The organism is Oleiphilus sp. HI0123, assembly GCF_001635315.1.
Map to the genome: position 1 here is coordinate 1 of NZ_LWGE01001879.1, position 1,004 is coordinate 1,004.

1 protein-coding gene is annotated in these 1,004 nt (G+C 44.6%); it reads right to left on the minus strand.

Annotated elements, in window-relative coordinates; all coding sequences use genetic code 11:
• Positions 1–917: NADH:ubiquinone reductase (Na(+)-transporting) subunit B (locus A3761_RS25080; protein WP_068751133.1), on the minus strand; the 917-nt coding region annotated here is incomplete at its 3' end.
• Positions 918–1,004 lie beyond the last annotated feature (87 nt).

The window sequence follows — 1,004 nt, forward strand, 5'->3', positions numbered from 1 at the left end:
ATAGGGTTAGTGTCAGAGCCGATCATATTGAAGATAAGTGACATTGCTGTCATACCACCAAATACACCAACAACGATACGCCAGGAAGCAATTTTGGTTGCAAGCAATGCAAAACCGCCAATCATAATCGCTAGCGTCGAAGTTTCACCAATTGAGCCCTGAATAAAGCCTAAGAACGCGTCGACCCATGAAACTGATTGGTTAAGACCTTCAATTCCGCTGGCTGCAACAATGCTTAGAGGCGTCGCGCCACTAAAGCCGTCGACAGCAGTCCAAACTGCGTCGCCCGAAATCTCGGCAGGGTATGCAAAGAACAAAAACGCACGACCAGTTAAGGCTGGGTTCAAGAAGTTCTTGCCTGTACCGCCAAAAATTTCCTTACCAACAACAACACCAAAGGAAATACCTAGAGCAACCTGCCACAAGGGGATATCAGCTGGAACGATTAAGGTAAATAGTATTGAAGTAACAAAAAAGCCTTCGTTAACTTCATGCTTACGCACGGTGGCAAACAACACTTCCCAAAAACCACCCACTACAAACACTGTCAGGTAGATAGGTATATAGTATGCTGCGCCATATACGAAGTTATGAAGAATATTTGACGCATCATGGCCAATGAAAAACATGCTATGCCAATCGGTTGGTATAGTACCCAGCCCAGCCGCTATAGCAGTATTTGCCTGGAAACCGACGTTCCAAATACCAAAAAACATAGCAGGGAATGCGCACAACCAAACCGTAATCATAATACGCTTAAGGTCGAGACCATCTCTAACATGAGATGTGGTTTTGGTTACACTTGATGGCGAATAAAAAATGGTGTCAGCAGCTTCGTAAAGCGCATACCACTTCTCGTACTTGCCCCCTTTCTCGAAATGGGGCTCCATTTTATCTAAAACTGTTCTAAGTCCCATGATCAACCCTCAATTTCGATTCGAGTCAGATTCTCTCGTAGAATCGGACCGTACTCATACTTACCAGGACAAACATATGTGCAAAGC